Source organism: Polaromonas sp. (genome assembly GCF_016185115.1).
Lineage (GTDB): Bacteria > Pseudomonadota > Gammaproteobacteria > Burkholderiales > Burkholderiaceae_C > Polaromonas.
In genome coordinates this window covers 125,206-139,990 of record NZ_JACPOF010000024.1, presented here as the reverse complement: position 1 = coordinate 139,990, position 14,785 = coordinate 125,206, and the positions used below count along the sequence as shown (strand labels likewise).

At 59.2% G+C, this 14,785-nt stretch carries 13 protein-coding genes; 3 read left to right on the top strand and 10 right to left on the bottom strand.

Annotation, left to right across the window (positions count from 1 at the left end):
• Positions 1-199: 199 nt before the first annotated feature.
• From HYX42_RS18650 to HYX42_RS18615, 8 genes are all read right to left on the bottom strand, one after another.
• A complete protein-coding gene (locus HYX42_RS18650) occupies positions 200-1,183 on the bottom strand; it encodes a tripartite tricarboxylate transporter substrate-binding protein (protein ID WP_293405926.1) in 984 nt (327 codons plus the stop codon).
• 371 nt (positions 1,184-1,554) lie between these two features.
• A complete protein-coding gene (locus HYX42_RS18645) occupies positions 1,555-2,808 on the bottom strand; it encodes an AMP-binding protein (protein ID WP_293405924.1) in 1,254 nt (417 codons plus the stop codon).
• 150 nt (positions 2,809-2,958) lie between these two features.
• Complete coding sequence (locus HYX42_RS18640; protein WP_293405922.1) at positions 2,959-3,768, bottom strand: ABC transporter ATP-binding protein; 810 nt, start codon at positions 3,766-3,768, stop codon at positions 2,959-2,961.
• Positions 3,769-3,917: 149 nt separating this feature from the next.
• Entirely contained in the window at positions 3,918-5,249 is a 1,332-nt protein-coding gene (locus HYX42_RS18635) for an ABC transporter substrate-binding protein (RefSeq protein ID WP_293405920.1), read from the bottom strand.
• 115 nt (positions 5,250-5,364) lie between these two features.
• Positions 5,365-6,441, bottom strand: coding sequence for a branched-chain amino acid ABC transporter permease (locus HYX42_RS18630; RefSeq protein WP_293405918.1), 1,077 nt, complete (start codon positions 6,439-6,441; stop codon positions 5,365-5,367).
• A 16-nt stretch (positions 6,442-6,457) separates the two neighbouring features.
• Positions 6,458-7,387 (bottom strand): branched-chain amino acid ABC transporter permease, encoded by a 930-nt coding sequence (locus HYX42_RS18625; RefSeq protein WP_293405916.1) that lies wholly within the window; start codon positions 7,385-7,387, stop codon positions 6,458-6,460.
• Between the two features lie 14 nt (positions 7,388-7,401).
• Positions 7,402-8,184 (bottom strand): ABC transporter ATP-binding protein, encoded by a 783-nt coding sequence (locus tag HYX42_RS18620; protein WP_293405914.1) that lies wholly within the window; start codon positions 8,182-8,184, stop codon positions 7,402-7,404.
• Positions 8,181-10,127, bottom strand: coding sequence for an AMP-binding protein (locus HYX42_RS18615; protein WP_293405989.1), 1,947 nt, complete (start codon positions 10,125-10,127; stop codon positions 8,181-8,183). Before HYX42_RS18615 ends, HYX42_RS18620 begins: the two co-directional genes overlap by 4 nt.
• A gap of 205 nt (positions 10,128-10,332) precedes the next feature.
• On the opposite strand from HYX42_RS18615, the gene HYX42_RS18610 reads away from it, so the two are divergent.
• The gene (locus HYX42_RS18610; protein WP_293405912.1) at positions 10,333-11,040 is read left to right on the top strand and encodes a Crp/Fnr family transcriptional regulator; all 708 of its coding nucleotides are present in this window, start codon (positions 10,333-10,335) and stop codon (positions 11,038-11,040) included.
• Positions 11,041-11,256: 216 nt separating this feature from the next.
• On the opposite strand, the gene HYX42_RS18605 is transcribed toward HYX42_RS18610, so the two are convergent.
• Both HYX42_RS18605 and HYX42_RS18600 read right to left on the bottom strand, forming a co-directional pair.
• The gene (locus tag HYX42_RS18605) at positions 11,257-11,625 is read right to left on the bottom strand and encodes a glyoxalase superfamily protein (protein ID WP_293405910.1); all 369 of its coding nucleotides are present in this window, start codon (positions 11,623-11,625) and stop codon (positions 11,257-11,259) included.
• Positions 11,626-11,644: 19 nt separating this feature from the next.
• Positions 11,645-12,550 (bottom strand): hypothetical protein, encoded by a 906-nt coding sequence (locus HYX42_RS18600; RefSeq protein WP_293405908.1) that lies wholly within the window; start codon positions 12,548-12,550, stop codon positions 11,645-11,647.
• Between the two features lie 323 nt (positions 12,551-12,873).
• Between HYX42_RS18600 and kdpF the strand changes: the two genes are divergently transcribed.
• Positions 12,874-12,972, top strand: coding sequence for a K(+)-transporting ATPase subunit F (gene kdpF, locus HYX42_RS18595; RefSeq protein ID WP_293405906.1), 99 nt, complete (start codon positions 12,874-12,876; stop codon positions 12,970-12,972).
• The gene (gene kdpA / locus HYX42_RS18590) at positions 12,972-14,771 is read left to right on the top strand and encodes a potassium-transporting ATPase subunit KdpA (protein WP_293405904.1); all 1,800 of its coding nucleotides are present in this window, start codon (positions 12,972-12,974) and stop codon (positions 14,769-14,771) included. The genes kdpF and kdpA overlap by 1 nt, the downstream gene beginning before the upstream one ends.
• Positions 14,772-14,785 lie beyond the last annotated feature (14 nt).

The following is a 14,785-nucleotide window of genomic DNA, read 5'->3' as shown; positions in this document are numbered from 1 at the left end:
AAGCGCTGTGCGGCGGTTGGGGGTGCGGGGTGTTTTCAAGCCGGTCTCCGTTGTGTATTAATGTTGTTGAGGGCAAAGATAACCGTGTGGCCGTAGCGCTTCAAGAGGGTAAATCCCCGGAATATCCACGTGCATTAAAAAAGCCGCCTGGCTCTGGGCTCAGGCGGCTTGCAACATGGTGCTGCAGATTCGTCGTCAATCAGTCTGCGTACTTGCCCGCTGCATCAATCACGGGTTTGAGCTTGTTGATTTCTGCAGACACAAAAGCCTTGTGCGCGGCTGGCTCAACGCGGCGGTCGGTCACGACAACGGCGCCCAGGGCATCTTCCTTCTTCAGGAAGTCGGCGTCTTTCAGCGCAGCCTTCAGGCCCGCATTGAGCTGTGCCAGTACCGCTGGTGGCGTGCCCTTCGGGGCATACAGGCCGTGCCAGATGGTCAGGTCAAAACCCTTGAGGCCCATTTCCTGCAGCGTGGGGTAGTCTTTCAACAGCTTGTTGCCGGACAGCGGCTTGGTGGTGGTCACGGCGTAGGCCTTGACACGGCCGGACTCGATCTGGCCCGTGGTGTTGGTGGTCTGGTCACACATCATGTCAACCTGCCCGCCGACCAGCGCATTCATCGCCGGTGCGGTGCCGCTGAAAGGGATGGTGGTCATCGCTTCCTTGGCATTGATGGCCGCCTGCCACATCAGGCCGCACAGGTGGGATGCTGAACCCAGACCTGCATGCGCAATGTTGAGTTTGCCGGAATTGGCCTTGATGTAGTTCTCAAGATCGCGGTAGTTGTTGGCCGGCAGTTGAGGCTTGCCGATGATGGTCATGGGCACTTCATTGATCATGCCGAGGAATTCAAAATCGTCCAGCACCTTGTAAGGCAGCTTGCGATACAGGCCTGGCGCTGCCGCCATGCCGATGTGGTGCAACAAAAGTGTGTGGCCGTCTGGTGCAGCGCGTGCAACTTTTGCGGCGCCAATCGTGCCGCCGGCACCGTTGACGTTTTCAACGACAAAGTTGGAACCAGGAATCGCCTTGCGCATGGCTTCTGCAAGGTCGCGCGCAACGCGGTCGGTCGGGCCGCCTGCGGCGAAAGGTACGACAAAGGTGACGGGCTTGGTGCCGGGGAAGGTTTGCGCATTGGCAAGAATGGCAGTTGCTGCAACTGCAAGAACGAGTAGTCGTTTCATGATTCGTCTCCTGATTAAAACAGCACAAAGTTTAAGTTCCGTATGCCTGTCGCACATCGCGGGAACTACGTAAGGGAAAGTGTGAGGCACCGCGCTTCCCGCTTACGGATTTCTTACTCGCCTCCGGCCTGCATCTTCACCAGGAGGGCCGCGGAACTGGCTTTGCCAGGCCGCAGGCACTGTCCCCTGCAAGGGGAGGGGACGCTACACGCAGTGAGCGTCGGCAGGGGTGTTTCTTGGTGCCTGAACGCGTAGATGCCTCGACTGGATACCTGCAAGCAGGGGCCGCGATCCGGCTTTGCCGGGCGCAAGGCGCCGTCCCCTGCAAGGGGAGGGGACGCTACACGCAGTGAGCGTCAGCAGGGGTGTTCCTATTTATAACTGCGCGCATCCTCAATGACCTTGCCGTCATTGGGGAGACTGCCCGGCGCCAGCATTTCGACTGTGCCGCGCAATTTGGTGACGTCCCTGATGGCGTCACTGATGCGCTGGTCGAGGCCTGCGATGGCTGAGGCTGATTCGACCCTGAAGGTCATGCTGTCATTGGCCATCTCGCCGCTCACCACCAGGCGCGCCTTGAGCACTTCCGGAAAGCGCCGGGCAATATCCGCAACCTGGCCCGGGTGCACAAACATGCCGCGCACCTTCACGGTCTGGTCGGCGCGGCCCATCCAGCCCTTGATGCGGGCATTGGTGCGTCCCGTAGGGCACTGGCCGGTCAGTATGGCTGACAGATCGCCGGTCCCGAAACGTATTAGCGGGTAGTCGGGGTTCAGGGTGGTGACCACCAGTTCGCCGACCTCGCCTTCAGGCACCGGGTCGCCCGTACCCGGCCGTACGATCTCGACAATCACGCCTTCGTCCAGCACCAGGCCTTCGCGCGCTTCGGTTTCATACGCAATCAGGCCCAGATCGGCTGACGCATAACACTGGTAACCCGCAATGCCACGTTCGGCCAGCCAGTCGCGCAGGCTGGGCGGGAAGGCCTCACCGGAGACCAGCGCACGCGTCACCGTGGGCAGCGGGATTTTCATCTCTGCCGCTTTTTCAACAATGATTTTCAGGAAGCTGGGCGTTCCGATATAGCCCGCAGGCCTGAGCTCCGCCATGGCTTGCACCTGCTGCTCGGTCTGGCCGGTACCGCCTGGGAAGACCGTGCAGCCCAGCGCATGTGCGCCGGACTCCATCATGGCGCCGGCAGGCACAAAGTGGTAACTGAAGCTGTTGTGTATCAGCTGGCCGGGCCGAAAGCCCGCTGCATATATGGCACGTGCCATGCGCCAGTAATCCTGGCGTGTGCTGTCGGGTTCGTAAATGGTGCCGGGGCTGGCAAACACGCGTGGCATGCCCGCGCCGTAAGTCAGCGCACTGAAACCGCCGAACACATCGCCACCGGACTGGCGGGCAGCCTGCTGGCTCTCGAGCAATTCATGTTTGCGCGTGACGGGCAGTTTTGCAAGCGCTGCACGTGATGTCACGGTCTGGGCGCTGATGCCTTCAAGAATGCCTGCGAACGCCGGCGCATGAGCCTGCGCATGCGCCACCTGCCCGGGCAGCGCAGCCATCAGTGCAGCTTCGCGCTGGGTGACGCTACGCGTTTCAAGCGCATCGTAATAGGAACTCATGCGTGGCCCCGGTTTGTATTTTTTGTGTCTGGGTTGAATGCGGGCACTGCAGGCAAGCAGGGGCCGCGGAACCGGCTTTGCCGGGCCGCAGGCGCAGCAGCCCCCTCGGGGGGCAGCGCAGTACACGAAGTGACAAGCGTGGGGGCCATTTCAGGCAAGCCAGCGTTTGCGGCGCTTGTAGCTTTTGACATCCTTGAAGCTCTTGCGCTCGCCGCCGCCCACGCCGAGGTAAAACTCTTTCACGTCCTCGTTGCTGGCCAGGTCGCTCGCGGCGCCGTCCATCACCACGCGACCACTCTCCATGATGTAGCCGTAGTCCGAATATTTCAGCGCCATGTTGGTGTTCTGCTCGGCCAGCAGGAAGGTGACCTTCTCCTTCTGGTTCAGGTCCTTCACGATATTGAACACCTCTTCGACGATCTGCGGCGCCAGGCCCATCGATGGTTCATCAAGCAGCACCATGCTGGGACTGGCCATCAGCGCCCGGCCAATCGCGCACATCTGCGGCTCGCCGCCTGAGGTATAGGCCGCCTGCGAGGTGCGGCGGGTTTTAAGACGCGGAAAGTAGGCGTAAACCTTCTCAAGATTGGCGGCGATTTCCGCCTTGTTCTTGCGGGTGTACGAGCCAGTCAGCAGGTTCTCTTCAATTGTCAGGTGGGCAAAGCAATGCCGGCCTTCCATGACCTGCACCACGCCGCGTTGCACCAGGTCGGCGGGCGAGAGGTTTTCAATGCGTTCACCGCGCAGCTCTATTGAGCCCTTGGTAACTGCACCGCGCTCGCCTTGCAGCAGGTTGGAAATCGCACGCAGCGTGGTCGTCTTGCCAGCGCCGTTGCCGCCGAGGATGGCGACGATCTTGCCTTGCGGCACCTGCAGCGAGACGCCCTTGAGCACCAGAATCACGTGGTTGTAAATGACCTCGATGCCGTTGACGTTGAGAACGATGTTGGGTGTGTCCATATTTTTCCTGACCAATCTTGAGGGCTGCGGTTACGGTAATCAGCCCTCAAGGCTGGCGGCTCGTGAGAGCCAGCCCCTTCCGCCTGGCGGGAGGGGTTGGGGAGGGTGCCGTCAGTACCTGGCAAAGCCAGTCTGAGCGGCTACGCCGCTCAAGACTGGCAGTCCGCCGAGGTACGGCGCGTCATCTTCTTGTCGGCCAGGTACTTGTCGGCGCCGGCCTTGATCATGGGCTTGATGATCTGCTCGTCAGCCGCGATGAAGCCGGACGAGAACTCCCACTTGCTGCCGTTCCAGGTCTGAACGCGCGCAGCGGTCGAACCCATGTGGTCGGAGCACGAAGTTGACAGCGGCTGCATCACATTGGTAAAGCCGAGTGCGTCCAGGCGCTTCTGGTCGAGTGCCAGGTTTTCCATGCCCCAGCGAACCTGCTCGCCGGTCATGACCTTGCCTTTGCCAAAACGCTCCTGTGCACGGCGTACGGCTTCAATGCTCAGCATCTGGATGATCACGCCGCGCGTGTACAGCACCGAGCCGACTTCGTCTTTCGGACCTGTGCCCTGGCCCTTGTCGTGCACCATCTTCAGGATGTCCTGGATCACCTTGGGCTGTGTGCCCGAAGTGTTCAGCGTCAGCGCGTTGTAACCCTTGGCGCCTTCGCCCACGTCTTTCACGTCAGGCTCTGCACCGGCCCACCACACGCCATACATCTTGTCGCGCGGATAACCCGTGGCCTGCGCTTCTTTCAGTGCGGTGGAGTTCATGACGCCCCAGCCCCACAGCAGCACATAGTCTGGACGTGACTGGCGAACCTGCAGCCATGCAGATTTCTGTTCAACGCCGGGTGCGGTCACGGGGATCAGCTGCAGGTCAAAACCCTGCATCCTGGCGCGTTCCTGCAGCAGGGGAATCGGCTCCTTGCCGAACGGCGAGTCGTGATAGACCAGGGCAATCTTCTTGCCCTTGAGCTTGTCCATGCCGCCTTCTTTTTTGCCGATGTGCTGGATCAGGATGTCGGCTGCGGTCCAGTAACTGCCCATGAGCGGAAAGTTCCACTTGAAGGCCTGTCCGTCCTGTGCAACAGACAACCCGTAGCCCAGTGTGATCAGCGGCACCTTGTCGGTCGTGACTTTTTCAGTCAGGGCAAAGGTGATGCCGGTGGCCTGCGGGTCAAAAATCGCAACGCCAGGGCGGCCCTTCAGGCGCTCGTAGCATTCCACGCCGCGGTCAGTGGCATAACCGGTTTCGCATTCTTCATATGTGAGCTTCACGCCGTTGATGCCGCCATCGCGCGCATTGATGAGCTTGAGGTAGTCCTGCTTGCCGTTGGCCCAGGGCACACCGTTGGGCGCGTAAGGCCCGGTGCGATAGGACAGCAGCGGGAAGAACTGTTCCTTCGCCTGCGCAAATGCGCTGGTCGTCACAAGGGACGAAGCGCCAGCGGCTATTGCAGCCACTGCCAGAATCAAACTGCGAATCTTCATTGTTGTCTCCTGAAAATTTAAAAATCACACACCTGAAAACCAAAATCCAAACGGACACCTGAGTAAACGGACAAATACCCTGTTACGCATTGGTAGTTGCGAGCATTTCCCCGTTTTAGTGGGGGAATGGCCATAGCCTTAGTTTTTGTTTTGCAACTGCCCACAACTTGGCCAGGCCGTGCGGTTCCACAATCAGGAACCAGACGATCAGGCCGCCAAAAATCATGAGTTCTGCGTGCGACACGCCGGCCGTGCTCATCTCGTAGCCGAACAGGCTGGTGATGGCGGGTAGCGCACGGCTCAGCACGATGGGCAGTATGGTGACAAAGGCAGCGCCGAGAAAACCGCCCAGGATGGAACCCAGGCCGCCGATGATGACCATGAAGAGCAGGCGGAAAGAGAAGTCGACAGAAAAAGCTGCCGGCTCCCATGCACCGAGGTGAACAAAGCCCCAAAGCGCGCCGGCCACACCAATGATGAATGAGCTGACGGCAAATGCGCTGAGCTTGGCGTACATGGGGCGTATGCCGATCACGGCTGCGGCGACGTCCATGTCGCGTATGGCCATCCACTCCCGTCCTATGGCACCGCGCACCAGGTTTTTGGCCAGCAGCGCAATCACGACGAGTATGCCGAGGCACAGCAGGTATTTGCTCACGGCGCTGTCTATGGGCATGCCGAAGACCTGTAGCTGCGTGACAGAGATCGAGCCCGACGGTGAGTCGTTGGTCAGCCACTTGATGCGCAAAAACATCCAGTCGCTGAAGAACTGCGCAGCCAGCGTGGCTACGGCCAGGTACAGGCCCTTGACGCGCAAGCTGGGCAGCCCGAACAGAATGCCGAACACCGTGGCACACAGCCCGCCCAGTATCAGCGTGGGTATCAGCGGCATGCCCGGAATGCGCACAAAGAAGTTGTATGCGCCGTAGGCACCCACGGCCATGAAAGCGCCCGAGCCCAGTGAGATCTGGCCGCAGTAACCGACGAGGATATTGACGCCCAGGGCGGCCAGCGAAATGATCAGGAAAGGAATCAGGATGGCGCGGAAAAGGTAGTCGCTTGCCAGCATGGGCACGGCGACAAACGCAAACAGCAGGAACAGGCCCACGACTACGCGGTCCTGGAGGATGGGGAAGATCTGCTGGTCTGCCCGGTAGGTGGTTTTGAATTGACCGTTTTCTCTGTAAAGCATGGTGTTCTATTTCTGTTCAGACACGGTCGATTATTTTTTCGCCGAAGAGGCCCTGTGGACGGAACAGCAGGAAGCCCAGGGCGAGCACATAGGCAAACCAGATTTCAATGCCGCCGCCAACGAAGGGGCCGAGGTAAACCTCTGAAAGCTTTTCTCCGACGCCTATGATCAGCCCGCCGATGATGGCGCCCGGCACCGATGTCAGTCCGCCCAGGATCACGACGGGCAGCGCGCGCAGCGCCACAGTGGTGAGCGAAAACTGCACCCCCAGCTTGCTGCCCCAGATCATCCCGGCCACCAGCGCCACGACACCCGCCACGCACCAGACGATGACCCAGATGCGGCCCAGTGGAATGCCTATGGATTGCGCGGCCTGGTGATCGTCGGCCACGGCACGCAGGGCGCGGCCGGTGGATGTTTTCTGGAAGAAGACGCTCAGCAGGGCGACCAGGCCTGCAGCAATCGCCGCTGCAATCAGGTCTTCCTTGTTGATGAGAATGCCGCCCTGGAACATCTTGTCAAGAATGAAGATGGGCTCTTTCGGCATGCCGATGTCAATCTTGTAAATACTGCTGCCGAACAGTGTCTGGCCCAGGCCTTCAAGAAAGTAGGCAATGCCCAGTGTGGCCATGAGCAGCGTCGCGCCTTCCTGGTTGACCAGGTGGCTGAGCACCAGCCGCTCGATCAGCCATGCCACTGCAAACATGATGATGCCGGCGATGACAAACGCGCAGACATTGGCAAACAGCAGGTTGTTGATGCCCGTCCACTGCGGAATCCATTCCGAAAAACGCGCCATCGCCAGTGCGGCAAACAGCACCATCGCGCCCTGCGCAAAATTGAAGACGCCGGAGGCCTTGAAGATCAGCACAAAGCCGAGCGCCACCAGCGAATAAAGCATGCCAGCCATCAGGCCGCCAAAAAGTGTTTCAAGAAAGAATGCCATCTTTTGTTCCGCCTTTAGTGGCTCGTGCCCAGATAGGCCTTGATCACGTCTTCGTTGTTGCGCACTTCGTCGGGCGTGCCGTCGCCGATTTTTTTGCCGTAGTCCAGCACGACGACACGGTCAGAGATGTCCATCACCACACCCATGTCGTGCTCGATCAGCACCACCGTGGTGCCGAACTCGTCGTTCACGTCGAGCACAAAACGGCACATGTCCTGTTTTTCTTCGACGTTCATGCCGGCCATGGGTTCGTCGAGCAGCAACACCTGCGGCTCCATCGCCAGGGCGCGGCCCAGATCGACGCGCTTTTGCAGGCCGTAGGGGAGTTGCCCGACGGGGGTCTTGCGATAGGCCTGGATCTCCAGAAAGTCGATGATTTTCTCGACGGCTTCGCGGTGGCGTATTTCTTCGCGTTCGGCAGGGCCGATGCGCAGCGCCTGCATGAAGAGGTTGCTTTTGATCTTCAGGTTGCGGCCCGACATGATGTTGTCGAGCACGCTCATGCCCTTGAAGAGAGCCAGGTTCTGGAAGGTGCGGGCCACGCCCATCACCGCCACCTGGTGGCTGTTCATGTGCTTGAAGGTCTGGCCGCGGAATGTGATGGAGCCCTGCTGCGGTGAGTACACGCCGTTGATGCAGTTGAGCATGGAGCTTTTGCCCGCGCCGTTGGGGCCAATGATGGCGCGTATCTCGTGCTCTTTCACATTGAACGAGATGTCCGACAGCGCCTTGACGCCGCCAAAGCTCAAACTGATGTTGTTCACGTCAAGAATGACGTCCCCGATTTTCTTGGTCATGCTGCCGCCTTCACAGGTGCAAAGGTTTTTGCATCGTCAATCTTCAGTGTGGCGCTGACGCTGCCGCTCCGGCCGTCCTCGAACTTCACCACGGTTTCAATGAACTGTTCAGTCTTGCCGCCATAGAGCGCATCGACCAGCGGCTGGTATTTGTCGCCGATAAAACCGCGCCTGACCTTGTTCGTGCGGGTCAGCTCGCCATCGTCGGCGTCCAGTTCCTTGTGCAGCACGAGGAAGCGGCTGACCTGCGAACCCGCGAGCAGCAGGTCCACGCTCAGGTCGGCATTGACCTTCTCGACGCACTCCTTGATGAGCTGGTAGACCTCGGGCTTTTGCGCCAGGTCTGTGTAGCCGGCATAGGGCAGGTTGCGCCGCTCGGCCCAATTGCCCACTGCTTCAAAGTCAATGTTGATAAAGACGCAGACCTTCTCGCGGCCATCGCCGTAGGCCACGACTTCCTTGATGTAGGGGAAGAACTTGAGCTTGTTCTCCACATACTTGGGCGCAAACATGGCGCCGTCGTTGCTGCCGCCCCTGATGCGGCCCACGTCTTTCACGCGGTCTATGATTTTCAGGTGACCAGAGGCGTCGATGAAGCCCGCATCGCTGGTGTGGTACCAGCCGTCTGCCGTCAGCACCTCTGCAGTGGCGGTGGGGTTTTTGTAGTATTCCTTGAGCAGGCCGGCTGACTTGACCATGATCTCGCCGTTGTCGGCCACGCGGATCTGCACACCCGAGATCGGCACGCCCACCGTGTCGGCACGCGCTTCGTTGTCGGGCTGCAGGCAGACGAACACGGCGGTCTCGGTCGAGCCGTAGAGCTGCTTCATGTTGATGCCGATGGAACGGTAGAAGGTAAAGAGGTCGGGCCCGATGGCTTCGCCTGCGGTGTACACCACACGCACGCGCGAAAAGCCCAGCGTGTTGCGTAGCGGACCGTAGACCATGACATTGCCCAGCGCATACAGCAGCCGGTCAAGGCCACCAACAGCTTTGCCGTCCATCAGCGCGGGGCCGACGCGTTTGGCCACACCCATGAAATAGTCGAACATGCCGCGCTTGATGTGGCCCGCGTCTTCCATGCGGATCATCACCGTCGTCAGCAGGCCTTCAAAAATGCGGGGCGGCGCAAAGTAATAGGTGGGGCCGACTTCTTTCAGGTCGATCATCACCGTCGCAGCGCTTTCGGGGCAGTTGACGACATAACCGCAGGCCAGCCACTGCGCGTAGCTGAAGATGTTCTGTCCGACCCAGGCCGGCGGCAGGTAGGCCAGCACTTCCTCGTCGGACGTGAGCTTGTCGAAATCAGCGCCGGCCTTCGCCCTGTCCAGCATGGTGTTGTGGGTGTGCACCACACCCTTGGGATTGCCCGTGGTGCCGGATGTAAAAAACATCGCGGCCACGTCATCGGGGCGGGTCTCGTCAACACGGGCCCTGAACCAGCCGGGCTGCGCGGCCGCAAAAGCCTTGCCAGCATCCATCATCTGGTCGAGCGAGACGAGGCCGGGTTCGCTGTAGTTGCGCAGGCCGCGCGGGTCGTCAAACACGATGCTGGCGAGGTCCGGACAGCGGTCACGAATTTCGAGCAGCTTGTCGACCTGCTCCTGGTCTTCCACCACGGCAAAACGCACATCGGCATTGGTGATCGGGAAGACGCATTCGGCCGCAACGGCGTCCTGGTAGAGCGGGACCGGTATGGCGCCCAGGGATTGCGCGGCCAGCATGGTGGCGTAAAGACGGGGGCGGTTGCTGCCGACAATGACCATGTGCTCGCCACGCTGCAGGCCGGCCTGGTGCATGCCGCAGGCGATCTGTTCCACCATGGCGGCCATGGCTGACCAGCTGTGGGCCTGCCAGATGCCGTATTCCTTCTCGCGCACGGCGGGCGCATCCGGGCGCTCCGCGGCGTGTTTCAGCAGCAATCGGGGAAACGTGGTCTGCATCTGTCCTTGTCTCGCTTTCGTTATGTCAACTTCCAGCTTGCTGCCCTGTCTGTCAGACCTCTGGTGCATGCTGGAGTTGTCTCCATGCCCTGCATCGTAGGCGTCCATTTGACGTCATGTTGTCGTTCCGACGACAATTTGAGGGTGATTACTCCCCCGGACTTTCCCTTAGCCCCTCTTTTTGCTGCTTCAGTGCAGTCTGGCCATGCCTCCTGATCGCCCAGTGCAGATACGTCCCCGTGCGATCACCGATGCTGATCTCGCGGGCATCCCATGGCTGCCGCTGCTGCTGCCCGCCGAGCGCGAACGCGCCGTGGCCGAACTGCATGTCGGCGATGCCCAGCCCGGTGACTATGTCTGCCGCCTCGGCAAACCCGTGACCTACTGGTTCGGGGTGGTGCAGGGCCTGCTCAAGATGAGTAGCGACAACGCCCAGGGCATGACCATGACGTTCACCGGGGTGCCACCCGGCGGCTGGTTTGGCGAGGGCACGGCCCTCAAGCGCGAGCCCTACCGTTACAACATCCAGGCGCTGCGCAAAAGCGTGGTGGCGGGTTTGCCGGTCGACACTTTCCACTGGATGCTGGACCATTCCATAGGCTTTAACCGCTTTGTGATGAACCAGCTCAATGAAAGGCTGGGCCAGTTCATCGCCGCGCGCGAGATTGACCGCATGAACAACCCCGACGTGCGTGTGGCCCGTTCGCTGGCCGCCCTGTTCAACCCCGTTCTTTACCCCGGCGTTGGCGAGGTGCTGCGCATCACCCAGCAGGAGCTGGCCTACCTGATAGGCCTGTCACGCCAGCGGGTCAATGAAGCCCTGACGAGGCTGGAGGCGCAGGGCAGCATACGCGTGGAGTACGGCGGCCTGCGCGTGCTGGACCTGCAGGGGCTGCGCTCGCAAACAAACTGATTTTTAACGTACACGGCAAAAATTTAACGTGTACGGCAAAAAACAGGTCCCCACAGCATTGGTCAGCCTCAGGAGTGGCCCAGTGCTTAAAAAATAGGCAAAAATGGCCTGTTTTGGATCGAAAATATGGCTGTGGCCCTTTAAATACGAGCGTAAACAGCTATGAAATAAATAGCAAATTCCGTCAGCACGCCCGGAACCAGGACGTTCATGGCTTCAGGTGCTGATCGCCGTCGTGAACACCAGCCGGTTGCCAAACGGGTCTTTGACAGTCACCTCGCGCGTGTCCCAGGGTGTGGCTTCAATGCCTGGCCTGGCGTACTTGTAGTTGGCGGCAGTCAACTCGCGGTGAAAGGCGTCAATGTCGTCCACCTCAATGCGCATCGCGGACCCGGGGCTGGCGTCGCCGTGGTGTTCCGACAGATGCAGGATGCAGTCGCCGCGCGAGACCTGCATATAGAGCGGCAGGCCGGGCTCGAAGCGGTGTTCAAAGTCGAGCTTGAAACCGAGAAAACCGATGTAAAACTCTTTGGCCTTGGCTTCGTCGAAGCTGCGCAGGATGGGGGTGGTTTTTCCGAATGTCATAGATTGTTTAAGTTTTGATCTATTTCTGAATGGCATTGCTTTCAGGAGGCGGATGTGCGCTGAAATATTGAAGCAAATGGAGATAACGAAAAGCTAGCTTCGTGTTCTGAGCTCTTTGATGTTCCTCAAACTGTTTGGATGCGAATTTTTGAGCCTTTTCATATAAGTCCGCATGCGCACCATGGCTCACTGCGTTAAAAAAGCTCTGTCCCAAGTAGTGCAAAAAGGCATGTCCATCTGCATCCACCAAAATCATCTCTTTGCAATGGGTTGCGAGGGTTCGATCCAGTTGAGAAAACGCATCACTCTTCTGATTCTGGCAATGAAGATCGAGGAATTTAAGCATCTCTGGGCCAATGACGATGCGTGGATATCCTGCGACATAGTTCTCCAGCTCGTATGCCCGAGCTACCGCAGCGCCGTAGATCTCGCCAGGATGCAATTCAACTCCCCAGGCAATTTCAATTGCACCGCGGATAGGTTGTTTTGATGCCAGCCCCATAAAACATAAGCTGCCAGCCAAAGTGAATAGTCCATAGACGTTGTTCAAATGACATTTGATTTCCTCGTCTCCCAGGCATGCAAATGAAACCAAGCCGTCAGACCAACGCTGCGTCGTCACCTTGGTCTTCTGCATTTCATCCCAAATACTTTGATCCTCAATAGAGAGGCTCGCGCGAAGTTTCGACTTGGGATTTGGGGCGCTGGCCCTAAGCATCGTTTCCGCTCTCTCTTGAAGAGATGCGATTGAGCCAATGCTATTTCTAAGTGTTGCGTGAAGCTTTTTCTTTTCCTCTTCGGAATTGCTGGGTGGCAGCAATGATTGGCCGCGCAAAGCAGCTCTCTGGCCTAGTAGGTCCACAAAGCTCACGCAATAGTTTCCAACGTTTAAAGAAGGCTTTTCGGTTGGTGGTGTGGTAGCCATAAATATTGAAGGTGATTGAGCTTGAACAGAGTTTTGTCAGACGTGAAATGGCTCTAGTCTGGCAGATTTACCGCAGATGAAGTTTCTACGAGTAGTTCTTGCAGTCGAATCTTTTAACGCGCCCTTTTTACGCTTTTTTTATACGGCGCTGCTCGCTTTCATCCCCGTTTTTACACACCGGATCCGAAACTTCCTTTCATCAATTCAGATGGAAAGAAGTTCATGGATATCGCATTCATATTTGGAGTCGCCGCCCTCTGGGGCGTGATGGTGCTGCTGGTCTGGGGCTTCCAGAAGCTTGAAAAGCCCGAAGGAGGCCGCTCATGATCAGCCTTGACATCCTGTACGGCTTCGGCGGCGTCTGCGCCGTCCTGCTGCTGGCCTACCTGGTCTACGCGCTGATCTGCGCCGAGGAGTTTTGATGACCGGTAATGCCTGGGGCTTGCTGGCCCTTTTCCTTGGTGTTTTGTTGCTGGTGTCCTGGCCGCTCGGCATCTGGCTCACGCGCATCGCCTCGGGCAATCTGCCCGGCTGGATGCACAGGCTCGAAGCGCCGCTCTACAAACTGGCCGGCACATCGGCCGGCAAGTCCATGAACTGGGCGCAGTACGCGCTGGCGCTTCTGGCCTTCAACCTGCTGGGCGTTGCCGTCGTCTACCTGATGCAGCGTGTGCAGGTCTGGCTGCCGCTCAACCCGGCCCGCATGGCCAACATTACGCCTGACTCGGCTTTCAACACCGCCATCAGCTTTGCGTCCAACACCAACTGGCAGGGTTATGCCGGTGAATCAACCATGAGCTACCTCACTCAGATGCTGGCGTTGACCGGGCAAAACTTCTTCTCGGCGGCCACCGGCATCGCCGTGGTGTTTGCGCTGTTCCGCGGCTTTGCGGCCAAATCGACAGGCGTGATCGGCAACTTCTGGGTGGACATCACCCGCATCACGGCCTGGCTGCTCTTGCCGCTGTCTTTGGTGTTTGCCATCTTCCTGGTCGGCCAGGGCGTGATCCAGAACTTTGACAGCTACAAGGACGTGACGACGCTGGAGGTCAACAACTACCAGGTCGCCAAAAACGGCCCCGACAGCCAGCCGCTGAAAGACGCCACGGGCAATGCGGTGATGGAAGACGCGAAGACCGACAAACAGACGCTGGCCATGGGCCCGGTTGCCTCGCAGGAGGCCATCAAGATGCTGGGCACCAACGGCGGCGGTTTCTTCAATGCCAACTCGGCCCACCCGTATGAGAACCCGACTGCGCTCAGCAACTTTGTGCAGATGCTGTCCATCTTTCTGATTCCTGCCGCGCTGTGCTTTGCGTTCGGCCGCAGCGTGGGCGACCAGCGTCAGGGCTGGGCCGTGCTGGCCGCCATGACCGTGATGTTTGTGATTGCCGTGGCTGTCATCACGCCGGCCGAGCAGGCTGGCAATCCGCTGATTACATCGGTGGGTGTAGATCGGGCCAGCAGCGCACTGCAGGCCGGCGGCAACATGGAAGGCAAGGAAGTTCGTTTCGGCATCAATGCCTCCAGCCTGTTTGCCGTGATCACAACGGCTGCCTCATGCGGCGCTGTCAACCTGATGCACGATTCCCTGACGCCAATAGGTGGGCTGGTGCCGCTGGTGATGATGCAGCTCGGCGAAGTCGTCTTCGGCGGTGTCGGCACCGGCCTTTACGGCATGCTGATCTTTGCCATTTTGGCGGTGTTCATCTCGGGGCTGATGATAGGCCGCACGCCTGAATACCTGGGTAAGAAGATCGAGTCGCACGAGATGAAGCTGACCTCGATCGCCATTCTGGTCACGCCCATCCTGGTGCTGGCAGGCACAGCCATTGCCGTGCTGGCCACTGCGGGCAAGGCCGGCATTGCCAACCCCGGCGCGCACGGCTTTTCTGAAATCCTCTACGCGCTGAGTTCTGCCGGCAACAACAACGGCAGCGCCTTTGCAGGCCTCTCGGCCAACACACCCTTCTACAACACCCTGCTGGGCATGGTGATGTGGCTGGGCCGCTTCGGCGTCATCGTGCCTGTGCTGGCGATTGCAGGTGCGCTGGCTGCCAAGAAGCGCTTGCCTGTCACCGGCGGCACCATGCCGACGCACGGCCCGCTGTTTGTCACCCTGCTGATCGGCACGGTGCTGCTGGTCGGCCTGCTGAACTATGTTCCTGCGCTGGCCCTGGGCCCGGTGGTCGAGCACCTGATGCTGTGGCCCATGAAATAAAGCAGCGAGAAAAA